This window comes from Pseudomonas sp. FP2309, from assembly GCF_030687575.1.
Classification (GTDB): Bacteria; Pseudomonadota; Gammaproteobacteria; order Pseudomonadales; family Pseudomonadaceae; genus Aquipseudomonas.
Window position 1 is genome coordinate 5,010,004 of the sequence record NZ_CP117439.1, and the last position, 16,329, is coordinate 5,026,332.

Annotated in this window: 12 protein-coding genes; all 12 read right to left on the reverse strand. The window is 55.1% G+C overall.

Features of this window, described 5'->3' with window-relative positions; genetic code table 11:
• Positions 1-9 precede the first annotated feature (9 nt).
• Positions 10-309 carry a 50S ribosomal protein L23 gene (gene rplW, locus PSH59_RS23145; protein ID WP_002555488.1) on the reverse strand — a complete coding sequence of 100 codons (300 nt, stop codon included), beginning with the start codon at positions 307-309 and terminating at the stop codon, positions 10-12.
• The gene (rplD, locus tag PSH59_RS23150; protein WP_049711296.1) at positions 306-908 is read right to left on the reverse strand and encodes a 50S ribosomal protein L4; all 603 of its coding nucleotides are present in this window, start codon (positions 906-908) and stop codon (positions 306-308) included. Before rplD ends, rplW begins: the two co-directional genes overlap by 4 nt.
• 12 nt (positions 909-920) lie before the next feature.
• A complete protein-coding gene (gene rplC, locus PSH59_RS23155) occupies positions 921-1,556 on the reverse strand; it encodes a 50S ribosomal protein L3 (RefSeq protein WP_003194649.1) in 636 nt (211 codons plus the stop codon).
• Between the two features lie 81 nt (positions 1,557-1,637).
• Positions 1,638-1,949, reverse strand: a complete 312-nt coding sequence (gene rpsJ / locus PSH59_RS23160; protein ID WP_003186070.1) for a 30S ribosomal protein S10 — start codon at positions 1,947-1,949, stop codon at positions 1,638-1,640.
• A gap of 159 nt (positions 1,950-2,108) precedes the next feature.
• On the reverse strand, positions 2,109-3,302 hold the full coding sequence (tuf, locus tag PSH59_RS23165) for an elongation factor Tu (protein ID WP_003176426.1): 1,194 nt from the start codon (positions 3,300-3,302) through the stop codon (positions 2,109-2,111).
• A gap of 30 nt (positions 3,303-3,332) precedes the next feature.
• Positions 3,333-5,438: an elongation factor G gene (gene fusA / locus PSH59_RS23170; RefSeq protein ID WP_015886136.1), complete on the reverse strand. Its 2,106-nt coding sequence runs from the start codon at positions 5,436-5,438 to the stop codon at positions 3,333-3,335.
• 30 nt (positions 5,439-5,468) lie between these two features.
• Positions 5,469-5,939 carry a 30S ribosomal protein S7 gene (gene rpsG / locus PSH59_RS23175; RefSeq protein WP_002555493.1) on the reverse strand — a complete coding sequence of 157 codons (471 nt, stop codon included), beginning with the start codon at positions 5,937-5,939 and terminating at the stop codon, positions 5,469-5,471.
• 118 nt (positions 5,940-6,057) lie between these two features.
• Complete coding sequence (gene rpsL / locus PSH59_RS23180) at positions 6,058-6,429, reverse strand: 30S ribosomal protein S12 (RefSeq protein ID WP_002555494.1); 372 nt, start codon at positions 6,427-6,429, stop codon at positions 6,058-6,060.
• Between the two features lie 216 nt (positions 6,430-6,645).
• Positions 6,646-10,845, reverse strand: coding sequence for a DNA-directed RNA polymerase subunit beta' (gene rpoC, locus PSH59_RS23185; protein WP_248078735.1), 4,200 nt, complete (start codon positions 10,843-10,845; stop codon positions 6,646-6,648).
• A 64-nt stretch (positions 10,846-10,909) separates the two neighbouring features.
• Complete coding sequence (rpoB, locus tag PSH59_RS23190) at positions 10,910-14,983, reverse strand: DNA-directed RNA polymerase subunit beta (RefSeq protein ID WP_248078738.1); 4,074 nt, start codon at positions 14,981-14,983, stop codon at positions 10,910-10,912.
• A gap of 219 nt (positions 14,984-15,202) precedes the next feature.
• Positions 15,203-15,568, reverse strand: a complete 366-nt coding sequence (gene rplL / locus PSH59_RS23195; RefSeq protein ID WP_003176432.1) for a 50S ribosomal protein L7/L12 — start codon at positions 15,566-15,568, stop codon at positions 15,203-15,205.
• 78 nt (positions 15,569-15,646) lie between these two features.
• Positions 15,647-16,147 carry a 50S ribosomal protein L10 gene (rplJ, locus tag PSH59_RS23200; protein ID WP_003232405.1) on the reverse strand — a complete coding sequence of 167 codons (501 nt, stop codon included), beginning with the start codon at positions 16,145-16,147 and terminating at the stop codon, positions 15,647-15,649.
• Between the last annotated feature and the right edge of the window lie 182 nt (positions 16,148-16,329).

The following is a 16,329-nucleotide window of genomic DNA, read 5'->3' on the forward strand; positions in this document are numbered from 1 at the left end:
ACCCCTTCCTTACTCAGCACTGCTGCTGAAATCGAGATCTTGGCCTGGCTGAAGGGAGATAACTGCCTTCTTCCAGTCATTACGCTTGCCCAGACCGCGAGCAGTGCGCTTGCTCTTACCCAGAACATTCAGGGTAGTAACACGCTCTACTTTCACGCTGAACAGGCTTTCGACGGCCTTCTTGATTTCCAGCTTGGTTGCGTCAGTTGCAACCTTGAAAACGAACTGGCCTTTCTTGTCAGCCAGAACCGTAGCCTTTTCGGAAACGTGCGGGCCAAGCAGAACTTTAAATACGCGTTCCTGGTTCATCCCAGCAGCTCCTCGAATTTCTTCACGGCCGACACGGTGATCAACACCTTGTCGTATGCGATCAGACTAACTGGATCGGAACCTTGCACGTCACGTACATCAACGTGTGGCAGGTTACGAGCAGCCAGGTACAGGTTCTGATCAACAGCTTCAGACACGATCAAAACGTCGGTCAGGCTCATGTCGTTCAGTTTGCCCAGTAGGTCTTTAGTTTTTGGACTTTCAACAGCGAAGTCCTGAACCACAACCAGACGATCGGTACGCACGAGTTCAGCAAGGATGGAGCGCAGTGCTGCGCGATACATCTTCTTGTTGAGCTTCTGCGAGTGATCCTGTGGACGAGCTGCGAAAGTGGTACCACCGCCACGCCAGATTGGGCTACGGATAGTACCGGCACGAGCACGGCCAGTACCTTTCTGACGCCAAGGGCGCTTACCGCCACCACGAACGTCGGAACGGGTCTTTTGCTGCTTGCTACCTTGACGGCCGCCAGCCATGTAGGCCACGACTGCTTGGTGAACGAGCGTCTCGTTGAATTCGCCGCCAAATGTCAGTTCGGAAACTTCGATCGCTTGAGCGTCATTTACATTTAATTGCATGTCAGCTTCCCCTTAACCGCGAGCCTTGGCCGCTGGACGTACAACCAGGTTGCCGCCAGTAGCGCCAGGAACAGCACCCTTGACCAACAACAGATTGCGTTCAGCGTCGACGCGCACTACTTCGAGGGACTGCACGGTCACGCGCTCAGCGCCCATATGACCGGACATTTTTTTGCCCTTGAATACACGACCAGGAGTCTGGCACTGGCCAATAGAGCCCGGGACGCGGTGGGAGACGGAGTTACCGTGAGTGTTGTCTTGGCCACGGAAATTCCAACGCTTGATCGTACCCTGGAAGCCTTTACCTTTGGACTGACCGGTTACATCAACCAGTTGACCAGCGGCGAAGATTTCAGCGTTGATCAGATCGCCAGCCTGGTAGTCACCGTCTTCAAGACGGAACTCCATAACAGTGCGACCAGCTGCAACGTTTGCTTTAGCGAAGTGACCTGCTTGAGCAGCAGTCACACGCGAAGCACGACGCTCGCCGACAGTGACTTGCACTGCACGATAGCCATCGGTCTCTTCAGTTTTGAACTGGGTGACGCGATTCGGCTCGATCTCAATGACCGTAACCGGAATGGAGACACCTTCTTCGGTGAAAATACGGGTCATACCGCATTTACGACCGACTACACCAATAGTCATGTTGTAAACCTCATGAGTGTACGGGGCTTTCACCCGCTATGGCCGCCCATTTCAGAGCGTTACACGACTAAGACCCAAGTCTTAGCCGAGGCTGATCTGTACTTCCACACCGGCCGCCAGATCGAGCTTCATAAGTGCATCAACGGTTTTATCCGTTGGCTGGACGATGTCCAGTACGCGCTTATGAGTACGGATCTCGTACTGGTCACGCGCGTCTTTGTTGACGTGCGGGGAGACCAGAACGGTGAACCGCTCTTTACGGGTAGGCAGTGGAATTGGACCACGCACTTGAGCACCAGTACGTTTCGCGGTTTCCACGATTTCCTGGGTGGATTGGTCGATCAGGCGATGGTCAAAAGCCTTCAACCTGATACGGATTTGCTGATTTTGCATTGGATTTCAGACTCCGGCTGCTATTCCCAGCGAGCGCAATACGCCCGTTAAAAGGAGGCGCAATTCTATAGACGCCCCAGATGGGTGTCAACCCAATAAAAAAGGCCCCCGCTAAGCGGGGGCCTTCTCAAAACATCGAAGCTATCTCAGAAGAGATAATTACTCGATGATTTTAGCTACAACGCCAGCACCAACGGTACGGCCGCCTTCGCGAATAGCGAAACGCAGACCGTCTTCCATTGCGATGGTTTTGATCAGGGTAACAACCATTTTGATGTTGTCGCCCGGCATTACCATCTCAACGCCTTCCGGCAGTTCGCAGTTACCAGTCACGTCAGTAGTACGGAAGTAGAACTGTGGACGGTAGCCTTTGAAGAACGGAGTGTGACGACCGCCTTCTTCTTTGCTCAGCACGTACACTTCAGCTTCGAACTTGGTGTGCGGCTTAACCGAACCTGGCTTAACCAGAACCTGGCCACGCTCAACGTCGTCACGCTTGGTACCACGCAGCAGAACGCCGCAGTTCTCGCCAGCACGACCTTCGTCGAGCAGTTTACGGAACATTTCAACACCGGTGCAGGTGGTGACGGTAGTGTCACGCAGACCAACGATTTCCAGTGGATCTTGAACCTTAACGATACCGCGCTCGATACGACCAGTCACAACAGTACCACGACCGGAGATCGAGAATACGTCTTCGATTGGCATCAGGAACGGCTTGTCGATAACACGGACCGGATCTGGGATGTAGCTGTCCAGAGTCTCAACCAGTTTACGAACGGACGTGGTGCCCATTTCGTTGTCATCTTTGCCTTCCAGAGCCATACGAGCAGAACCGATGATGATCGGAGTGTCGTCACCTGGGAAGTCGTAAGTGCTCAGCAGGTCGCGCACTTCCATCTCAACCAGTTCCAGCAGCTCAGCGTCGTCTACCAGGTCAGCCTTGTTCAGGTAAACCACGATGTACGGAACGCCTACCTGGCGGGACAGCAGGATGTGCTCACGGGTCTGTGGCATCGGACCATCAGCGGCCGAGCAAACCAGGATAGCGCCGTCCATTTGAGCAGCACCGGTGATCATGTTCTTCACATAGTCAGCGTGACCTGGGCAGTCAACGTGAGCGTAGTGACGGATCAGCGAGTTGTATTCAACGTGCGCGGTGTTGATGGTGATACCACGAGCTTTCTCTTCTGGTGCGCTGTCGATTTTATCGAAATCAACGATTGCAGAACCGAAAACTTCGGAGCAAACGCGAGTCAGAGCAGCAGTCAGAGTGGTTTTACCGTGGTCAACGTGACCGATGGTGCCAACGTTGACGTGCGGTAGGGAACGATCAAATTTTTCTTTAGCCACGACAATTAACTCCTTGCCTAAAGGACTGAATCAGCCTTGTTTTTTGGATACAGTTTCAGCGATGTGCGCCGGAGCTGTGTTGTATTTTTTGAATTCCATAGAGTAGCTTGCGCGACCCTGAGACATGGAGCGAACGTCGGTCGCATAACCGAACATCTCACCCAACGGAACCTCGGCGCGAATCACTTTGCCGGAAACCGTGTCTTCCATACCCAAGATCATGCCGCGACGACGGTTAAGGTCGCCCATGACATCACCCATATAGTCTTCAGGTGTAACAACTTCTACCGCCATGATTGGCTCAAGCAACTCACCACCGCCCTTCTGGGCCAGTTGCTTGGTTGCCATGGAAGCAGCCACCTTAAACGCCATCTCGTTGGAGTCGACGTCGTGGTAAGAACCGTCAAAAACGGTTGCTTTCAGGCCGATCAGCGGATAGCCGGCAACAACACCGTTCTTCATCTGCTCTTCGATACCCTTCTGGATAGCAGGGATGTATTCCTTAGGAACAACACCACCTACTACTTCGTTCACGAATTGCAGACCTTCCTGACCTTCGTCAGCAGGAGCAAAACGGATCCAGCAGTGACCGAACTGACCACGACCGCCGGACTGACGAACGAACTTGCCTTCGATTTCACAGTTCTTCGTGATGCGCTCACGATAGGAAACCTGAGGCTTACCGATGTTGGCTTCGACGTTGAACTCACGGCGCATCCGGTCAACCAGGATGTCCAGGTGAAGCTCGCCCATGCCGGAGATGATCGTTTGACCAGTCTCTTCATCAGTCTTGACGCGGAAAGATGGATCTTCCTGAGCAAGCTTGCCCAGAGCGATACCCATTTTTTCCTGGTCATCCTTGGTCTTAGGCTCTACGGCTACCGAAATAACCGGCTCCGGGAAGTCCATGCGAACCAGGATGATTGGCTTGTCAGCGTTGCACAAGGTCTCACCGGTGGTGACGTCCTTCATGCCGATCAAGGCCGCGATGTCACCAGCGCGTACTTCCTTGATCTCTTCGCGGGCGTTTGCGTGCATTTGCACCATACGACCCACGCGCTCTTTCTTGCCTTTAACCGAGTTGATCACGCCGTCGCCGGAGTTCAACACACCCGAGTAAACGCGGACGAAGGTCAAGGTACCCACGAATGGGTCAGTGGCAATTTTAAATGCCAGAGCGGAGAACGGTTCTGCGTCGTCTGCATGACGCTCCAGCTCGATAGTCTCGTCATCCGGGTCAGTACCCTTGATGGCAGGAATATCAACTGGTGCCGGCAGGTAGTCGATCACAGCATCGAGAACCAGGGGAACACCCTTGTTCTTGAACGAGGAACCGCAAACAGCCAAGACGATCTCACCAGCGATAGTACGCTGACGCAGAGCGGCTTTGATTTCCACGTTGGTGAGTTCTTCACCTTCGAGGTACTTGTTCATCAGCTCTTCGTTGGCTTCGGCCGCAGCTTCAACCATGTTGTTGCGCCATTCGTCAGCCAGTTCCTGCAGTTCAGCAGGGATAGGCTTGCGAACAGGAACCATACCTTTGTCAGCGTCGTTCCAGTAAACAGCTTCCATGGTCAGCAGATCGATCTGGCCTTGGAAATTGTCTTCGGAACCGATGGCCAACTGGATTGGCACCGGGGTGTGACCCAGACGCTGCTTGATCTGACCGATCACGCGCAGGAAGTTCGCACCAGCACGGTCCATCTTGTTTACGTAAACAAGACGTGGAACGCCGTATTTGTTGGCTTGACGCCATACGGTTTCCGACTGAGGCTCAACGCCCGAGGTACCGCAGAACACAACGACAGCGCCGTCGAGTACGCGCAGGGAACGTTCAACTTCAATGGTGAAGTCTACGTGGCCCGGGGTATCGATTACGTTGAAGCGGTGCTCATCTTTGTACTGCTTCTCGGAACCTTTCCAGAAGGCGGTAATAGCAGCAGAAGTAATGGTAATACCACGCTCCTGCTCCTGAACCATCCAGTCTGTGGTCGCGGCGCCGTCATGCACCTCGCCCATCTTGTGACTTTTGCCGGTGTAAAACAGTACGCGCTCGGTGGTGGTGGTTTTACCAGCATCCACGTGAGCAACGATACCGATGTTACGGTAGCGGCTAATCGGAGTAGTACGAGCCATAAAGCCCTCGCAAAATTAGTGAAGCTAAGATTAGAAGCGGTAGTGCGAGAAAGCTTTGTTAGCTTCAGCCATACGGTGCACGTCTTCACGCTTCTTAACAGCAGCACCTTTACCTTCAGCAGCGTCCAACAGTTCGCCAGCCAAACGCAGGGCCATAGACTTCTCGCCGCGCTTACGGGCGAAGTCTACCAACCAGCGCATTGCCAGAGCGTTACGACGGGACGGACGAACTTCAACCGGAACCTGGTAAGTAGCACCACCTACACGGCGCGACTTCACTTCGACCAGCGGAGCGATGGCGTCGAGAGCTTTCTCGAAGATTTCCAGGGGGTCGCTGTTCTTGCGTTCTTTAACCTTTTCCAGCGCGCCATAAACGATACGCTCGGCAACGGCTTTCTTGCCGCTTTCCATTACGTGGTTCATGAACTTGGCCAGAATTTGGCTTCCGTATTTTGGATCGTCAAGCACTTCGCGCTTGGCTGCTACGCGTCTTCTTGGCATGGATAAGCCCTCAAACGGTCTTCAGGTTCGCTCGGAATTAGCGCCCTTTCGGGACGGCTCCGACCTTACTCTTATCGACTCAGAAAATAAGATGATTCAGTTTTACAAAAAGCCGCTACTACTTAGGCTTCTTGGTACCGTACTTCGAACGACCCTGGTTACGACCTTTAACGCCGGAAGTATCCAAGGAGCCGCGTACGGTGTGGTAACGAACACCTGGCAAGTCTTTTACACGACCGCCGCGGATCAGTACCACGCTGTGCTCTTGCAGGTTGTGGCCTTCACCGCCGATGTACGAGGAAACCTCGAAACCGTTGGTCAGACGCACACGGCATACTTTACGCAGTGCCGAGTTAGGTTTTTTCGGCGTGGTGGTATACACACGAGTGCATACGCCACGACGTTGCGGGCAGTTCTGCAGCGCAGGCACGTCGGATTTCTCGACGATACGCTTACGCGGCTGACGTACCAGCTGGTTGATAGTTGCCATCTACTAGCTCCACTGTTGTCTTGCGACGCTATTGTCTTGCAAGAAAAGCAAAATGGCAGGAACGAATTCCCGCCAAATTTAGGGGTACAAGAGTCTAAAGAGGATCTTGTCCCCAGTCAAGGCAAGGCCCCGACCTCTCCTCTCGTCGAACCGGTGCATAAATGCCTCGATCCGACGAACGGAGCTGCCAGGGCCCGGACTCATCTATCGCAGAACTCAGTTACCGCTTGAGTTCAGCGCTTCGGTCAGTGCAGCTTCCACTTCACTGGCGCTTACACGCAACGGCTTGTCAGCATCACGGCGACGCTTACGCTCGCTGTGGTAAGCCAAACCGGTACCGGCTGGGATCAGACGACCCACAACCACGTTTTCTTTCAGGCCGCGCAGGTAATCGCGCTTGCCGGTTACCGCTGCTTCGGTCAGTACGCGAGTGGTCTCCTGGAAGGAGGCCGCCGAGATGAACGACTCAGTGGACAACGACGCCTTGGTGATACCCAGCAACACGCGAGTGAACTTGGAAACAAACTTGTCTTCCGCGCTCAGACGCTCGTTCTCTACCAGTACGTGAGTCAGTTCCATCTGGTCGCCCTTGATGAAACTGGAATCGCCGGATTCAGCGATTTCAACTTTACGCAACATCTGACGCAGGATGGTCTCGATGTGCTTATCGTTGATCTTCACGCCTTGCAGACGGTAAACGTCCTGGATCTCGTTAACGATGTACTTGGCCAGCGCACTCACACCCAGCAGACGCAGGATGTCGTGTGGATCGCTCGGACCGTCAGAGATAACTTCGCCGCGATTTACCTGTTCGCCTTCGAAGACGTTCAGGTGGCGCCACTTCGGAATCAGCTCTTCGTACGGATCGCTACCGTCGTTCGGGGTAATGACCAGACGGCGCTTGCCTTTGGTTTCTTTACCGAACGCGATGGTGCCGCTGACTTCAGCCAGAATCGACGCTTCTTTCGGACGACGAGCTTCGAACAAGTCGGCAACACGCGGCAGACCACCGGTGATGTCGCGGGTCTTCGAAGTTTCTTGCGGGATACGAGCGATAACATCACCGATCGCAATCTTCGCACCATCCGCTACACCGACCAGGGCGTTGGCTGGCAGGAAGTACTGAGCGATTACGTCAGTGCCTGGCAGCAACAAGTCCTTGCCGTTGTCATCGACCATCTTCACGGCAGGACGGATGTCTTTACCGGCAGCTGGACGATCTTTCGCGTCGAGTACCTCAATGTTGGTCATACCGGTCAATTCGTCAGTCTGACGCTTGATCGTGATGCCTTCTTCCATGCCCACGTAGGTCACGGTACCTTTCATTTCGGTAACAATTGGGTGAGTGTGCGGATCCCACTTGGCCACTATTGCGCCAGCGTCGACCTTGTCACCCTCTTTAACCGAAATCACAGCACCGTACGGCAGCTTGTAACGCTCACGCTCACGACCGTAGTCATCAGCGATTGCCAGCTCACCGGAACGAGACACAGCAACCAGGCAACCATCCACTCGCTCAACGTGCTTCAGGTTATGCAGACGGACGGTACCGCCATTCTTCACCTGAACGCTGTCAGCTGCAGAGGTCCGGCTTGCCGCACCACCGATGTGGAACGTACGCATGGTCAGCTGGGTACCCGGTTCACCGATGGACTGGGCAGCAATTACGCCAACCGCCTCACCGATGTTCACCTGGTGACCACGAGCCAAGTCACGGCCGTAGCACTTGGCGCAAATGCCGTAGCGGGTTTCGCAGCTGATCGGCGAGCGAACAATCACTTCGTCGATGCTGTTGAGTTCGATGAACTCGACCCACTTCTCGTCTACCAGGGTGCCGGCAGGAACAATAATGTCCTCGGTGCCTGGCTTGAATACGTCACGGGCGATGACTCGACCCAGTACGCGCTCACCCAACGGCTCTACAACGTCGCCGCCTTCGATGTGCGGAGTCATCAGCAGACCGTGTTCGGTGCCGCAGTCAACTTCAGTTACAACCAAGTCTTGCGCAACGTCCACCAGACGACGAGTCAGGTAACCGGAGTTAGCCGTTTTCAACGCGGTATCCGCAAGACCCTTACGAGCACCGTGAGTGGAGATGAAGTACTGAAGTACGCTCAAACCTTCACGGAAATTCGCAGTAATCGGCGTTTCGATGATGGAGCCGTCCGGCTTGGCCATCAGGCCACGCATACCGGCGAGCTGACGGATCTGCGCAGCAGAACCCCGTGCGCCCGAGTCGGCCATCATGTACATCGAGTTGAACGACTCTTGATCGACTTCTACGCCATGACGGTCGATAACCTTCTCTTTCGAGAGGTTAGCCATCATCGCTTTCGACACTTCGTCGTTGGCCTTGGACCAAAGGTCGATCACTTTGTTGTACTTCTCGCCCTGGGTTACCAGGCCGGAGGCGTACTGGCTTTCGATCTCTTTCACTTCATCAGTTGCAGCATTGATGATCTGGGCTTTTTCATCCGGGATAACGAAGTCGTTAACACCGATGGAAACGCCGGAAATGGTCGAATAAGCAAAGCCGGTGTACATCAACTGGTCAGCGAAGATCACGGTCTCTTTCAAACCAACCACGCGGTAGCACTGGTTGATCAGCTTGGAGATCGCCTTTTTCTTCATCGGCAGGTTGACGACGTCGTACGACAGGCCTTTTGGCACAACTTGATACAGCAAGGCACGGCCGACAGTGGTGTCGACAATACGGGTGCCGCTCACGCTGCCGCCATCACGGTCATTGACGGTTTCGTTGATCCGCACTTTGACCTTGGCGTGCAGCGCGGCTTCGCCGGCACGGAACACACGGTCAACTTCCTGCAGGTCAGCGAACACACGACCTTCGCCTTTGGCGTTGATCGCTTCACGGGTCATGTAGTACAGACCCAATACAACGTCCTGCGAAGGAACGATGATCGGCTCACCGTTGGCTGGCGACAGAATGTTGTTGGTCGACATCATCAACGCGCGCGCTTCCAACTGGGCTTCCAGTGTCAGCGGTACGTGCACGGCCATTTGGTCGCCGTCGAAGTCGGCGTTGTACGCAGCACAGACCAGAGGGTGCAGCTGGATAGCCTTACCTTCGATCAGTACCGGTTCAAACGCCTGGATACCCAGACGGTGAAGGGTCGGTGCGCGGTTGAGGAGGACCGGGTGTTCGCGAATCACTTCAGCGAGAACGTCCCAAACCTCTGGCAGTTCGCGCTCGACCATTTTCTTGGCCGCTTTGATGGTGGTCGCGAGACCGCGCATTTCCAGCTTGCCGAAGATGAATGGCTTGAACAGCTCGAGCGCCATCTTCTTAGGCAGACCGCACTGGTGCAGACGCAGGGTCGGACCTACGGTAATTACCGAACGACCGGAGTAGTCAACACGCTTCCCGAGCAAGTTCTGACGGAAACGGCCTTGCTTACCCTTGATCATGTCAGCCAAGGATTTCAGAGGACGCTTGTTCGAACCGGTGATAGCACGACCACGACGACCGTTGTCGAGCAAGGCGTCGACAGCTTCTTGCAACATACGCTTTTCGTTGCGCACGATGATGTCCGGAGCGGACAGATCAAGCAGGCGCTTCAAGCGGTTGTTACGGTTGATCACACGGCGGTACAGGTCGTTGAGGTCGGATGTCGCGAAACGACCGCCGTCCAACGGTACCAGCGGACGCAGATCTGGCGGCAGAACCGGCAGAACGGTCAGCACCATCCACTCTGGCAAGTTGCCGGAACCCTGAAAGGCTTCCATCAACTTCAGACGTTTAGACAGCTTCTTGATCTTGGTTTCGGAGTTGGTTTGCGGAATTTCTTCGCGCAGACGGCCAATCTCGTGTTCCAGGTCGATAGCGTGCAGCAGTTCACGGACAGCTTCGGCACCCATGCGGGCATCGAAATCGTCGCCGAACTCTTCCAGCGCTTCGAAGTACTGCTCGTCGTTCAGCAGCTGACCTTTCTCAAGGGTGGTCATGCCTGGATCGATAACGACATAGCTCTCGAAGTAGAGAACGCGTTCGATATCACGCAGGGTCATGTCCATCAGCAAGCCGATACGGGACGGCAGCGATTTCAGGAACCAGATGTGGGCAACCGGCGAAGCCAGTTCGATGTGCGCCATGCGCTCACGACGAACTTTAGCCAGTGCAACTTCAACGCCGCACTTCTCGCAGATCACACCGCGGTGCTTCAAGCGCTTGTACTTACCGCACAGGCACTCGTAATCCTTAACCGGGCCAAAGATCTTGGCGCAGAACAGGCCGTCACGCTCAGGTTTGAACGTACGGTAATTGATGGTTTCCGGCTTTTTAACTTCACCGAACGACCACGAACGGATCATCTCAGGCGATGCCAATCCAATGCGGATGGCGTCGAACTCTTCGACTTGACCCTGGTTTTTCAGCAAATTCAGTAGGTCTTTCAAGGCCTTTCCTCCTGGCGGAGCAGAGAACGGGCTAAACAGCCCCGCTCTCGATTCGCGTCACGTGTTATTCGGTTTCCAGATCGATATCGATGCCGAGGGAACGAATTTCTTTGATCAACACGTTAAAGGACTCGGGCATGCCCGGCTCCATACGGTGATCGCCGTCCACGATGTTTTTGTACATCTTGGTACGACCGTTCACATCGTCCGACTTCACTGTGAGCATTTCTTGCAGAGTGTATGCAGCACCGTATGCTTCCAGTGCCCAGACCTCCATCTCCCCGAAACGCTGACCACCGAACTGAGCCTTACCACCCAGCGGCTGCTGGGTAACCAGGCTGTACGAACCGGTAGAACGAGCGTGCATCTTGTCGTCTACCAAGTGGTTCAGCTTCAGCATGTACATGTAGCCAACAGTAACCGGGCGCTCGAACTTGTTGCCGGTACGGCCGTCGAACAGCTGCATCTGGCCGCTTTCCGGCAGATCTGCCAGTTTCAGCATGGCCTTGATCTCGCTTTCCTTGGCACCGTCGAACACCGGGGTAGCCATTGGAACGCCGCCGCGCAGGTTCTTCGCCAGATCCAGGATTTCCTGGTCGGAGAAGGTGTCCAGCTCTTCGTTGCGACCGCCGATTTCGTTGTAGATCTCGTGCAGGAACTTACGCAGGTCAGCGACCTTGCGCTGCTCTTCGATCATACGGTTGATCTTTTCGCCCAGACCTTTGGCCGCGAGGCCCAAGTGGGTTTCAAGGATCTGACCAACGTTCATACGCGAAGGTACGCCCAGCGGGTTGAGGACGACGTCGACCGGGGTGCCATTGGCATCGTGCGGCATGTCTTCAACCGGCATGATCACGGAGACCACACCTTTGTTACCGTGACGACCGGCCATCTTGTCGCCAGGCTGAATGCGACGACGGATTGCCAGGTAAACCTTGACGATTTTCAGCACACCTGGAGCCAGGTCATCGCCCTGCTGCAGTTTGCGCTTCTTGTCTTCGAACTTGTCGTCCAGCAGACGGCGGCGATCAACGATGTAGGCCTGAGCCTTCTCGAGCTGCTCGTTCAGAGCATCTTCAGCCATGCGCAGTTTGAACCACTGGCCGTGCTCAAGACCGTCGAGGATTTCGTCGGTGATGTCCTGACCTTTTTTCAGACCTGCCCCGCCTTCGGCCTTGTGGCCTACCAGAGCGGAACGCAGACGCTCGAAGGTCGCGCCTTCAACGATACGGAACTCTTCGTTCAAATCCTTGCGGATCTCGTCGAGCTGAGTTTTCTCGATGGACAGTGCACGAGCATCACGCTCAACGCCGTCACGGGTGAAAACCTGTACGTCGATGACAGTACCCTTGGTGCCGGTAGGCACACGCAGAGAGGTGTCTTTAACGTCGCTGGCTTTTTCACCGAAGATGGCACGCAACAGCTTCTCTTCCGGAGTCAGTTGGGTCTCGCCTTTCGGAGTGACCTTACCAACCAGGATGTCGCCAGCGCCAACTTCAGCACCTACGTAAACGATACCTGCTTCGTCCAGCTTGTTCAGTGCAGCTTCACCCACGTTCGGGATGTCTGCAGTGATTTCCTCAGGCCCAAGCTTGGTGTCACGTGCCACACAGGTCAGTTCCTGGATGTGGATCGTGGTGAAGCGATCTTCTTGAACAACACGCTCGGACAGGCAGATGGAGTCTTCGAAGTTGAAGCCGTTCCATGCCATGAACGCGATGCGCATGTTCTGACCCAGTGCCAGTTCACCCATGTCGGTGGACGGGCCGTCGGCCATGATGTCACTACGCTGAACGCGATCACCCTTGCTCACCAGCGGACGCTGGTTGATGCAGGTGTTCTGGTTCGAGCGGGTGTATTTGGTCAGGTTGTAAATGTCGACACCGGCTTCGCCAGTTTCAACTTCGTCATCTGCAACACGAACCACGATACGGCTTGCATCGACGGAGTCGATTACGCCGCCACGACGAGCCACGACGCAAACGCCGGAGTCACGGGCTACGTTACGCTCCATGCCGGTACCTACCAGCGGCTTGTCAGCACGCAGGGTCGGTACAGCTTGACGCTGCATGTTGGAACCCATCAACGCACGGTTGGCGTCATCGTGCTCCAGGAACGGGATCAACGACGCTGCAACCGAAACTACCTGCTTCGGCGAAACGTCCATCAAGGTGACGTCTTCCGGCGCCTTAACGGTGAACTCATTCAAGTGACGAACAGCTACCAACTCGTCGATCAGAACTTTCTTATCGTTCATCGTGGCCGAAGCCTGAGCGATCACGTGATCAGCTTCTTCGATGGCGGACAGGAAAACGATCTCGTCGGTGACCAGAGCGTCTTTCACCACACGGTAAGGGCTCTCGAGGAAACCGTACTGGTTTGTGCGCGCATAGGCAGCCAGGGAGTTGATCAGGCCGATGTTCGGACCTTCCGGCGTTTCGATCGGGCAAACACGACCATAGTGCGTCGGGTGTACGTCACGAACTTCAAAGCCAGCACGCTCACGAGTCAGACCGCCCGGGCCCAGTGCGGAAACACGGCGCTTGTGGGTGATTTCGGAGAGCGGGTTGTTCTGGTCCATGAACTGCGAGAGCTGGCTGGAACCGAAGAACTCTTTCACCGCCGCAGCTACGGGCTTGGCGTTGATCAGGTCTTGCGGCATCAGGCCTTCGCTTTCAGCCATCGACAGGCGCTCTTTGACCGCACGCTCAACACGCACCAAGCCAACGCGGAACTGGTTTTCAGCCATTTCGCCTACGCAGCGAACACGACGGTTACCCAGGTGGTCGATGTCATCGACGATGCCTTTACCGTTACGGATGTCGACCAGAGTCTTCAGTACCGCAACGATGTCTTCCTTGCACAACACGCCCGAACCTTCGATCTCGGTGCGACCGATACGACGGTTGAACTTCATCCGGCCGACCGCAGACAGGTCGTAGCGCTCAGGGCTGAAGAACAGGTTGTTGAACAGAGTTTCGGCAGCGTCTTTGGTTGGCGGCTCGCCTGGACGCATCATGCGATAGATCTCGACCAGCGCTTCCAATTGGTTGCTGGTGGAGTCGATCTTCAGCGTGTCGGAGACGAACGGACCGCAGTCGATATCGTTGGTGTACAGGGTCTCGATGCGAACAACCTGGGCCTTGGCGATTTTTGCCAGGATTTCGGTGTTCAGCTCGGTGTTGCACTCAGCCAGGATTTCACCTGTGGCCGGGTGAACGATGACCTTGGCGGTCGTGCGACCCAGGACGTAGTCCAGAGGCACGTCCAGCGACTTGATACCGGCTTTTTCGATCTGGTTGATGTGGCGCGCAGTAATACGACGGCCCGCCTCAACAATGACTTTGCCCTTCTCGTCCTGGATGTCCAGAACAGCAATCTCACCACGCAGGCGCGAAGGCACCAATTCCAGGCTGAGGGTTTCATCCTTCAGGCTGAATACGTTGGTGGTGTAGAAAGCGTCCAGCACCTGCTCAGTGGTGTAGCCGAGCGCGCGCAGCAGTACCGAGGCCGGCAGCTTACGACGACGGTCGATACGCACGAACACGCAGTCCTTCGGGTCGAACTCGAAGTCCAACCACGAACCGCGGTACGGAATGATCCGCGCGGAGTACAGCAGCTTACCGGAGCTGTGCGTCTTGCCACGGTCGTGGTCGAAGAACACGCCCGGGGAACGGTGCAGCTGGGAAACAATTACACGCTCGGTACCGTTGATAACGAAGGTACCGTTTTCAGTCATCAATGGGATCTCGCCCATGTAGACTTCTTGCTCTTTGATGTCCTTGATCGCTTTATTCGACGATTCTTTATCGAAAATGATCAGACGGACTTTTACCCGCAAAGGTACGGCGTACGTAACGCCACGCAACACGCATTCTTTGACATCAAATGCCGGTTCGCCCAGGCGATAACCGACGTACTCCAGCGCAGCATTGCCGGAGTAGCTGATGATCGGGAAAACGGATTTGAAGGCCGCATGCAGGCCCACGTCGCGGAACTGATCTTTGGTCGCTCCCGCCTGCAAGAATTCACGATACGAATCCAGCTGGATAGCCAGAAGGTACGGGACATCCATGACGTCCGGCAACTTGCTAAAGTCCTTGCGGATACGTTTTTTCTCAGTATATGAGTAAGCCATCAGCGTTCCCCAGCTTGGTCACCTGCTTGTTTGGCCCCTCCGACGGGAGCAGCCAGAAAATCTTGCAAACCCCATGGTTTGCACCACCGCATCGGGTGGCTACAGCGCGTTAATGGCGGCGACCGAGTCGACAGCCAAGAACGGAAAAAGGCCGGTGGCAAGAGCCACCAGCCATCAGCCTTCAGCTTAAAGCTTGGGCTGGAGACGCAAGGTCGATGCTTACTTCAGCTCGACTTTAGCGCCCGCTTCTTCCAGAGTAGCTTTGGCTTTGTCAGCAGCGTCTTTCGACACAGCTTCCAGAACCTGGGCAGGAGCGCCGTCAACTACAGCCTTGGCTTCTTTCAGGCCCAGACCGGTCAGTTCACGTACTGCCTTGATCACGTTTACTTTCTTCTCGCCAGCTTCCAGCAGCATGACGTTGAATTCGGTTTGCTCTTCAGCAGCGACAGCAGCAACAGCTGGGCCAGCGGAAGCAGCGGCAGCGGAAACGCCGAATTTTTCTTCGAAAGCTTTGATCAGCTCAACAACCTGCAGAACCGACATTTCAGCTACGGCGTTGAGGATATCGTCTTGGGAGATAGACATTGCTGTATTTCCTGAATTGGGGGACGGCCTACGCGGCCATCGAAATAAACAAAAATACGCGAGAGAGTCTGCTCAGCCTTAGGCTGCGGCAGCTTCTTTTTGCTCGCGAACTGCAGCCAGAGTACGAGCCAGCTTGCTGGTAGCGCCTTGAATCACGCTCATCAGCTGCGAAATGGCTTCGTCGCGGGTCGGCAGTGTTGCCAGTACGTCGATTTGGTTAGCTGCGAGGAACTTGCCCTCGAACGCAGCTGCCTTGATCTCGAACTTATCCTGACTCTTAGCGAATTCTTTGAACAAACGGGCAGCAGCGCCTGGATGATCTTTGGAGAACGCAATCAGAGTCGGGCCGGTGAACACGTCGTTGAGGACACTGTATTCAGTGTCAGCAACAGCGCGCTTGAGCAGGGTGTTACGTACAACACGTACGTATACACCAGCTTCACGAGCCTCTTTACGGAGTCCGGTCATAGCGCCTACTGTCACACCACGGGCATCAGCCACGACAGCGGACAGAGCAGCTTTGGCAGCCTCGTTGACTTCAGCGACGATGGCCTTCTTGTCTTCGAGATTAATTGCCACGGGTTTAACTCCTGCTTGTTACCGTTTCATCTGGCCGGAGCCGGATGTCGTTTTGGTGTCTGATTCGGTAAGGAACCGGGAGCACCATCTGCGTAGGCTTTTGGTTTAAGACTTGCGTCGCCTACGGTCTTGGATAGCCCCCGCCAGGCAGGGACCCCAATTTTTTCCAATTGGCGCAATCG